The 7807-nt window shown below is 68.8% G+C and carries 7 protein-coding genes and 3 pseudogenes; 7 read left to right on the forward strand and 3 right to left on the reverse strand.

The annotated features are described in order from the left end of the window. The first annotated feature begins 48 nt into the window (after window positions 1-48). The gene (locus tag ABD357_RS33055; protein ID WP_344394767.1) at window positions 49-1809 is read left to right on the forward strand and encodes a hypothetical protein; all 1761 of its coding nucleotides are present in this window, start codon (window positions 49-51) and stop codon (window positions 1807-1809) included. A 328-nt stretch (window positions 1810-2137) separates the two neighbouring features. Here the strand turns inward: ABD357_RS33055 and ABD357_RS33060 are convergent, their stop codons facing one another. Further along, window positions 2138-2404 (reverse strand): hypothetical protein, encoded by a 267-nt coding sequence (locus tag ABD357_RS33060; protein WP_344394769.1) that lies wholly within the window; start codon window positions 2402-2404, stop codon window positions 2138-2140. A gap of 139 nt (window positions 2405-2543) precedes the next feature. On the opposite strand from ABD357_RS33060, the gene ABD357_RS33065 reads away from it, so the two are divergent. The 5 genes and pseudogenes from ABD357_RS33065 to ABD357_RS33085 all read left to right on the forward strand — a co-directional run bounded on the left by ABD357_RS33065 (window position 2544) and on the right by ABD357_RS33085 (window position 6180). After that, window positions 2544-3209 carry a response regulator transcription factor gene (locus tag ABD357_RS33065; protein WP_344394771.1) on the forward strand — a complete coding sequence of 222 codons (666 nt, stop codon included), beginning with the start codon at window positions 2544-2546 and terminating at the stop codon, window positions 3207-3209. Continuing rightward, the gene (locus ABD357_RS33070) at window positions 3202-4638 is read left to right on the forward strand and encodes a sensor histidine kinase (RefSeq protein WP_344395056.1); all 1437 of its coding nucleotides are present in this window, start codon (window positions 3202-3204) and stop codon (window positions 4636-4638) included. Before ABD357_RS33065 ends, ABD357_RS33070 begins: the two co-directional genes overlap by 8 nt. Before the next feature lie 18 nt (window positions 4639-4656). Then, window positions 4657-4803, forward strand: a pseudogene (locus ABD357_RS33075) (transposase family protein); the annotation flags it as partial. 44 nt (window positions 4804-4847) lie between these two features. Continuing rightward, window positions 4848-5568, forward strand: a pseudogene (locus ABD357_RS33080) (IS630 family transposase); the annotation flags it as partial. A gap of 108 nt (window positions 5569-5676) precedes the next feature. Continuing rightward, complete coding sequence (locus ABD357_RS33085) at window positions 5677-6180, forward strand: hypothetical protein (protein ID WP_344394773.1); 504 nt, start codon at window positions 5677-5679, stop codon at window positions 6178-6180. 115 nt (window positions 6181-6295) lie between these two features. Here ABD357_RS33085 and ABD357_RS33090 read toward each other — a convergent pair whose 3' ends face one another. Continuing rightward, window positions 6296-6754 (reverse strand): transposase, encoded by a 459-nt coding sequence (locus ABD357_RS33090; RefSeq protein WP_344394775.1) that lies wholly within the window; start codon window positions 6752-6754, stop codon window positions 6296-6298. A gap of 103 nt (window positions 6755-6857) precedes the next feature. Here ABD357_RS33090 and ABD357_RS33095 point away from each other — a divergent pair, with 103 nt between their 5' ends. After that, window positions 6858-7445, forward strand: a complete 588-nt coding sequence (locus ABD357_RS33095) for a DinB family protein (protein ID WP_344394777.1) — start codon at window positions 6858-6860, stop codon at window positions 7443-7445. Window position 7446: 1 nt separating this feature from the next. On the opposite strand, the pseudogene ABD357_RS33100 reads toward ABD357_RS33095, so the two are convergent. Further along, a pseudogene (locus tag ABD357_RS33100) lies at window positions 7447-7807 on the reverse strand (tyrosine-type recombinase/integrase); the annotation flags it as partial.

Consider the following 7807-nt stretch of genomic DNA (forward strand, 5'->3'; position numbering starts at 1 on the left):
CGGGCCCCCGGCACCCCCATGCGAGACAACCGAAGGGAGATCTCAACGATGAGAATCCGCAAAGTGCTCACCGTGGCCGCGACAGCGGCGCTCATGAGCACACTGATCGGCGTGACACCCGCGCAGGCGGACTCGATCACGGTGACGGTGGACTACGGCGCCGACGTCGGGCCGTCCCACCAGGTCGCCAGCGGGTACCTGCACGGGGTCGACGCCACCTCGCCCGCCCAGTACCTCATCGACGGCGTCAAGGTCCGGGCGATCCGCGGTGCGGACCACCACGTGAACCTGCCCAGCCTGTTCGACCGCGCCACCTACAAGCGTGTCAAGGACACGGGGGCGCGGCTGCAGGTCGGCGTCTATTACTACTCCGGCGACCCCACCAACCCCGACTACAGCTACCGGCCGGGGGACGGCGGCGACCAGGACCGCTGGCGGCGCATCGTCAACGGTGTCTACGACGAAGCCCAGGCGGGCGACTACAAGGTCGACTCCTGGATCACCTGGAACGAACCGGACCTGCAGTGGAACTCCAGCGCGCGGCCCTTCACCAGTTACCTCACCGCGCACAACGTCGCCTACGACACCCTGAAGGCCCGTGACCCCGCGCTCAAGGTGCAGGCCCCGGAACTGTCCGGCTACAGCTTCGCACGGCTCACCCAGTTCCTCACCTACTGCAAGCAGAACGGCTGCCTGCCCCAGGTGCTCTCCTGGCACGAACTCACCGCGAGCGCACCCGACATCCCCGGGCACACCGCCCAGATCAAGCAGTGGATGATCGACAACGGCATCACCCCGATGCCCATCGCGATCACCGAGTACCAGGGCACCGGCTACGGCAAGGCGGACGCATGGGACGCGGGCGTCAACGTCCGCTACCTCGCACAGTTCGAACGCAGCGTGCCCAACGGACTGACCGACGGGGTCTACTCCGCCTGGGAGTGGGTCGGAGACAACCCGGACTTCGTACCGACCCTGGGCAACGCCACGACCCGGAGCGCGAACCTGCCGCGCGGGGTGTGGTGGAACTACAACACCTACAAGGACATGACCGGACGGCTCATACGCACCACGTCCTCCGCCGCCACCACCGTGGACGCCTTCACCGCCGTCGACACCACCCAGCGCCGCTCCACCGGCCTGATCGGCAACCAGACCACCACCTCGCACACGGTCACCCTCGACCTTCGCAACATCCCCACCACCCTGCAGCGCATCGGCAAAATCCGGCTCCGAGCCACCCGCTTCGACGACATCGCGGAGCTGACCAACCCGGTCAAGGTCCTGGAGGGCGACTACACGGTGACCGGCAACACGGCAAGGGTGACCCTGCCGGCGCTCCCGGCCAGCGCCTCGCTGCGCTTCGACGTCAGCCCGGTCGTGGCCGGCAGCCCCAAGACGGTCTACGAGGCCGAGTCGCTGCCCGTCACCTCGACCCCGGGCGTCGTGCGCCGCAACTTCGCCGAGGCGGAGGCCAGTTCCGGCCAGGCCAATGCCCTGGAGACCACCGCGGTCGGCCAGTCCGTGACCTACACGGTCAACGTACCTGCCACGGCGCGCTATGAGCTCAGCGCCCATCTCAAGAAGCTGACGAACCGCGGCTTCTTCCAGCTCTACGTCGACGGCAAGGCATTCGGCTCGCCACAGGACGAGTACGGCACCGCCGCGGAGTACTACCGAACCACCTTCGGTCACCTCAAGCTCACCGCCGGCCGGCACACCTTGCAGTTCAAGGTCGTCGGGAAGAACGCCTCGTCCAGCAGCCACTGGATGACGTTCGACCGCTTCGAACTGCTCCCCCTGTCCTGACCGGATCACTTCCCGGACGATCGGCCGCTCTCCTGCGGGCCCTCCTCGTCCTCACCCACCTCGAGGTCGCCCGTTGATAGATGATCTACAGCCCGGACATCCCCCCACGACCAGCACGAGCACCAGGACGAGCCATCACACCAGCCTCACGACCAGCAACTTCAGGCTGAAACGCGCCCAATGAGGATTCGTGGACCTGGCGTTGCGTGACTTCACGCGCAGGCCGAGCGGCGGCCATCCGTCGCCGAGCCGGACGGGCCGAGAATGAGCCCGTCCGGCGTCGGGACGATGTCAGTCGTCCTGGTGGTGGGTGTCGCCCTGGACGACCTCAGCCCGCGGCGGGGGTTTCGTACTCGATGTCGGCCTCCTGGCCGTTCCCGAGCTCCTGCTCGCTGTCGACCATGGTGGTGGTCGTGGTGGACGCCTCGTCGCCCTCGACGACGTCGACGTCGGCCTCCTGGCCGTTTCCGAGCTTCTGCTCGCTGTCGACCATGGTGGCGGGCGTGCCGGAGTCCTGCGAGGTGGCGTAGGCGGTACCGCCCACGGCCAGCGTGGCGGCGGCAATGGCAGCGGCGATCGCCAGCTTGCGCTTCATGGTTGCTCCTGAAGGGTTGTCGATGTGAGCCGCTTCTGTTGAGCGGCTGTTGACAGGGAAGACCGTCACACGACGTCGCTTAAGTCACGCTGAAGTCACCTGAAGACTGCTTCAGGTGCGGTTTGGCACTCTTGGGGTCATGCGCTTGCTGATCGTGGAGGACGAGCGGCGTCTCGCCGTGTCGCTGGCCCTGGGGCTGACGGCGGAGGGGTTCGCCGTCGATGTGGTGCACGACGGCCTGGAGGGACTGCACCGTGCGAGGGAAGGGCGGTACGACCTGATCGTCCTCGACCTCATGCTGCCGGGGATGAACGGCTTCCGCGTGTGCTCGGCGCTGCGGTCGGCCGGCAACGACACACCGGTGCTGATGCTCACCGCGAAGAACGGTGAGTACGACGAGGCCGAAGGACTCGATGCCGGCGCCGACGACTATCTGACCAAGCCGTTCTCCTACGTGGTGCTCCTCGCCCGGGTACGGGCGCTGCTGCGGCGGCGGACGCGGCAAGCGGCCCTCGTGCTGCGGGTCGGCGCGTTGGCTGTGGACCCGGGCAGGCGGCAGGTCACCGTGGGACAGCGGGAGGTTGCCCTGACCGCCAAGGAGTTCGCGGTCCTGGAGCAGCTCGCGGTGCGCGCGGGGGAGGTCGTGTCCAAGACGGAGATCCTGGAGGCCGCCTGGGATCACGCCTATGAGGGGGACGTCAACATCGTCGAGGTCCATGTGTGTGTCCTTCGCCGCAAACTGGGCGCGGGATGGATCAGCACCGTACGCGGTGCCGGATACCGGCTGGTCGATGCCGGTGCGTAGGGCGTGGGGACGGACGCGCACGGCCCTGGGCGCCACGGCCATGGTGGCAGTGGCCCTGGTCGCTGCCGGTGTGGGGGTCATCGCGGGGCTGAGCGCCGGGCTCGCCGCCGACGCGAGGCAGCAGGCCGAGGCGACGGCACGCGAGGTGGCGGCACAGGTCACGGGCGTGGCCGCCAAGGATGTCGGCGGCATCGACGGGCTGAACGATGACGCGCCCGAAGTGGCTCATGTCCCCATACAGGTGGTGGACGACAAGGGCGGGGTGCTGGGGGCGTCGAAGGGGCTGCGTGATCAACCGGTGATCGCTGAAGTCGAGATGATGGGGGACGAACCCCCGTCCCGCGACTCGGGCGAGGGTGAGCACGCCGTCGAGGCGGGCACCATCACGCTGCCCGTCGACCGGGGTGGCGAGGTGACAGAGGGCGAAGAGGCCGCCGACGAGGAGGACTTCAGCCTGGTCGCGGTGCGGAGCGTGACCGCGGACGGCGTCCCGGTCACCGTCTACGCGGGTGCCTCCCTGGCCGAAAAGGAGCAGGCCGTCTCCCGGGCCGGCCGCGCCATGCTCACCGGGCTGCCCGCTGTGCTCGCCGTGGTCGCCGGGGTCGCCGTCCTGGTGACGCGCCGCACGCTGCGGCCGGTGGAGGGGATCCGGCAGGGGATGGCGGAGATAACCGCGAGCACCGATCTCTCCCGCCGGGTGCCGGAACCGGCCGGCCGCGACGAGGTGGCCCTGCTCGCCCGTACGATCAACGAAACGCTCTCCGCTCTGGAGGCCGCGGTGGAGCGGCAGCGCCGCTTCGTGGCCGACGCCTCGCACGAACTGCGCAGCCCCATCGCGTCACTGCGCACCCAGCTGGAGGTGGGCCTCGCCCACCCGCAGCTTCTGAACGTGGACGGCGCGGCGCAGGACACCGTACGGCTGCAGGGGCTCGCAGACGATCTGCTGCTGCTCGCCCGGCTGGACGCGGGGGAGCAGCCGGGCGACACCCCGGTGGCACTGCCGACCTTCGTCCGCGAGGAACTGACCCAGCGCGTGGGGGACCGGCATCCCGTGCGGGTCACAGGACTGGCCGACCTCAAAGTTGCCGGGGCACGAGGGCAGTTGGCACGGGTCCTCGGCAACCTGCTGGACAACGCCCAGCGGCATGCCGCCACCACGGTACGGGTAACGGTCCGCCAGGACGGCAACCGGGCCGTGCTGGAGGTGGCCGACGACGGCGACGGCGTACCGGAGGCAGAGCGCGAGCGGATCTTCAACCGCTTCGTACGCCTCGACGACGCCCGCAGCCGCGACGACGGCGGCGCCGGGCTCGGCCTGGCCATCGCCCGTGACGTGGCACTGCGTCACGGCGGCACCCTCACCGCCGACACGGCGGAGGAGGGTGGGGCCAGTTTCGTACTCCGGCTGCCCCTCGCCGCAGACGGATGACAGCTCGACCGTCGTTTCACCGCCCCTCCACGCAGCGAACGGCCCGGCGGCCGTCATCCCACCAAGCCGCTAACCCCGGCGAAGAAGCAGGTCAACCAGCTGATCGCGTCCGTCCGCGCGGTGTGCGAGCACGCGTTCGCGTCTCTCAAGAACTGGCGCGTCCTCGGCAAGGTACGCACCGACCCCGCCTGGGCGACCGCCCTGGTCCGGCCGGCGGGAACCGGGTCCCTGTTATCGCCCAGCTGGTACAGCTGACGAAGACACCGTGCGCGATGTGATCCACCGCTTCAACGAGAGCGGTCTGGCCTGCCTGGACCCTCAGTGGGCGGGAGGCCGTCCCCGCCTACTCAGTGATGACGACGAGGACTTCGTCATCCAGACGGCCACCACGCGCCCAACCAAGCTAGGCCAGCCCTTCACGCGCTGGTCGATCCGCAAACTCGCCGCCTACCTGCGCAAAGTCCATGGCCGAGTGATCCGCATCGGCCGCGAGGCATTAAGCTGCCTGCTCGCCCGCCGCGGGGTCACCTCACCAAGACGTGGAAGGAGTCTCCCGATCCCGACCGTGAAGCAAAGCTGGACGGGATCGAGGAAGTCATGGACCGCTTCCCCGACCGGGTCTTCGCCTTCGACGAATTCGGCCCGCTCGGGATCCGGCCCACCGGCGGCAGCTGCTGGGCCGAGCAGACCAGGCCGGACCGGCTGCCCGCCACCTACCACCGCACTCACGGGGTGCGGTACTTCCACGGCTGCTACTCGGTCGGCGACGACACCCTGTGGGGCGTCAACCGCCGCAGCAAGGGCGCCAGGAACACAATGGCCGCACTGAAGTCGATTCGCGCCGCCCGACCCGACGGCGCACCGATCTACGTGATCCTGGACAACCTGTCCGCCCACAAAGGCGCCGACATCCGCCGCTGGGCAAAGAAGGGTTCTCGAAACCGAGTGTGGGGCTGGGTTCGTGCTGGTCAGGCATAGCGCCGGGGTGGGTGAGGTAGGTCCGGTGCGTCCGTGGAGGTGGCGTGCTGGAGGTGCGTGATGGCGTCGGTGCTGGGGCGGCTGGAGGAGCGGGAGCGGGCGGCCCGGAAGCGGGTGGAGGAGTTGCAGGCCGAGCTGGAAGCGGCGCAGTCGGAGTGGGACGAGTGGCTGATCGCCCGTCGGCGGGTCGGCGAGGTGTGCGACGACCTGGGTGAAACCGCAGGCCAGGAGGGTGAAGCGGGGAACACGCCGGGCGGGAACGAGAGCGCGGCGCCGTCGGCGGCGAGGCCCGGGTCGGTGGTTCCTCCCTGGCGCAAGGGACTGTCGGCCGAGGTGCTGGCGCCGGAGTATCAGCAGGTCATGGCCCTGCTGGCCGAACGCCGCGCCACCGGCGGTCAGCCACTGAACTGCCGTGAGATCACTGCTTTGTTGGGGCTGGAGGTGGTTCCGGCGAAGACGGAGGGCGTGCGGTGCAAGCTCAAGCGGCTCGTTGCGCGGGGATGGGCGCACGAGCCGGTGCCGGGCCGGTTCGGCTGCGGCGACGGCCGAGGCGGCGGGCCATGACGATGGTCATCGACCACAGGATCATCGCCTCCGACGACGCGGGCAGCCGTTCGTAGTCGCGGGCCAGGCGCCGGGAGCGGGTGAGCCAGGCGGTTGGCAAGGTCCGCTCGACGATTCACCGTTTGGGCAGCACGACGAAGCCGTTGTGGTCGTCGCTGCGGCGGATGACGGTCAGTATCAGGTTCAGGGCCACCGCGCACCAGCCCACCAGCATGCCGGTGTATCCGCTGTCCGCCCACACGCGCCGAAGCCGGTGATGCCGGCTTGCTGCCCGGGCCAGGAGGTCCTGGGCAGCGTCCCGGTCCCCTGCCGAGGCGGGGGTGACCATGACCGCCAGGATCAGGCCGAGAGTGTCCACCACGATGTGCCGCTTACGGCCCTTGATTTTCTTTCCGCCGTCATAGCCACTGGTCGCGGCCTCGACCGTCGACGTGCCCTTCGCGGACTGCGAGTCGATCATCCCCGCCGTCGGCTCCGCATCCCGGCCCTGCGCTTCACGGGTCGCGGCGCGGACCCGGTCGTGGAACTCACCGATCAGCCCCTGCTTGCGCCAGCGGGTGAAGAACCGGTGCACCGCCTTCCAGGGCGTTCTGTGGAATCAGATTTGTCAAGGTTGTGGCCCTTTTGCCGTGAAGAAAAGCAGTGGACGGTGATCACGCGAACGGGACACTGGTTCGATGACTGAATCGGACGCGAAGGCGGATCTCCGTCTCTACTTGCAGGATGCCCGTGACGCGCTGTTGTGGAAGCTGGAAGGCTTGTCGGAGTACGACATCCGCCGGCCCATGACTGCGACAGGCACCAACCTGCTGGGGCTGGTCAAGCACCTGACCGGCGCCGAAGCGGCGTATTTCGGCGAGACCTTCGGCCGGCCGGTTGAGGCGCCGCCGCTCTGGATCACGGGGGCTGCCGAGCCGAACACTGATCTGTGGGCGACCGCCGACGAGACGCGTGAGCAGATCGTCGACGATTACCGCCGGGTGTGCGCTCACTCGGACGTGACGATCGAGTCGCTTCCCCTCGACGCTGTCGGCCAGGTGCCGTGGGGTCCGCGGCCTGAGCTGCCACTCCGCCGGATCCTTGTCCACATGATCGCCGAGACTCAGCGGCATGCTGGGCATGCCGACATCGTCCGTGAACTCATCGACGGGACTACGGGACAGCGGCCCGGGCGCGACAACGTGGCGCCCGGCGACTCGGCCTGGTGGGAGCAGTACCGAAGCCGACTGGAGCAGGTGGCCAAGGAGGCAGACTCAGGCTCGTAGATCAAATGCCTTCCGGCCCCGCTCGGTCCCCTCTTCCTTGGCGAACGTCAACGACCGGCAGCAGCGTCGCAGTGGCGGGAACTCCGATCTGCCGTGGCGTCGGTCCGGCGGGAGTGGGGACGTCGGTGAGCCGTTCCAGCAACTGGTCGAGCGCGACCTGACCGTCGTCGACGGCGGCGCGTTCGTCGTCGGTGAGCGGGATGCTGGCGAGCATCTTCTGCAGGTTCTCCTTCGCCTCCAGCAACTGGCCCTTGCTGGAGTTCTTCGGGGTGTAGAAGTCGCAGCGTGCGCAGGCCATGCGGTGCTGGCACTGCTCGAAGAAGGTGTAGGTGCACCAGCCGTGGCCGAGGTCGTAGTACTGC

This window comes from Streptomyces vastus, assembly GCF_039532825.1.
GTDB lineage: Bacteria > Actinomycetota > Actinomycetes > Streptomycetales > Streptomycetaceae > Streptomyces > Streptomyces vastus.

Excerpts from the sequence above, each read along its gene's own strand:
- ABD357_RS33055 (WP_344394767.1), top strand. The coding sequence starts at position 49 with ATGAGAATCCGCAAAGTGCTCACCGTGGCCGCGACAGCGGCGCTCATG.
- ABD357_RS33060 (WP_344394769.1), bottom strand. The coding sequence starts at position 2,404 with ATGAAGCGCAAGCTGGCGATCGCCGCTGCCATTGCCGCCGCCACGCTG.
- ABD357_RS33095 (WP_344394777.1), top strand. The coding sequence starts at position 6,858 with ATGACTGAATCGGACGCGAAGGCGGATCTCCGTCTCTACTTGCAGGAT.
- ABD357_RS33065 (WP_344394771.1), top strand. The coding sequence starts at position 2,544 with ATGCGCTTGCTGATCGTGGAGGACGAGCGGCGTCTCGCCGTGTCGCTG.
- ABD357_RS33085 (WP_344394773.1), top strand. The coding sequence starts at position 5,677 with ATGGCGTCGGTGCTGGGGCGGCTGGAGGAGCGGGAGCGGGCGGCCCGG.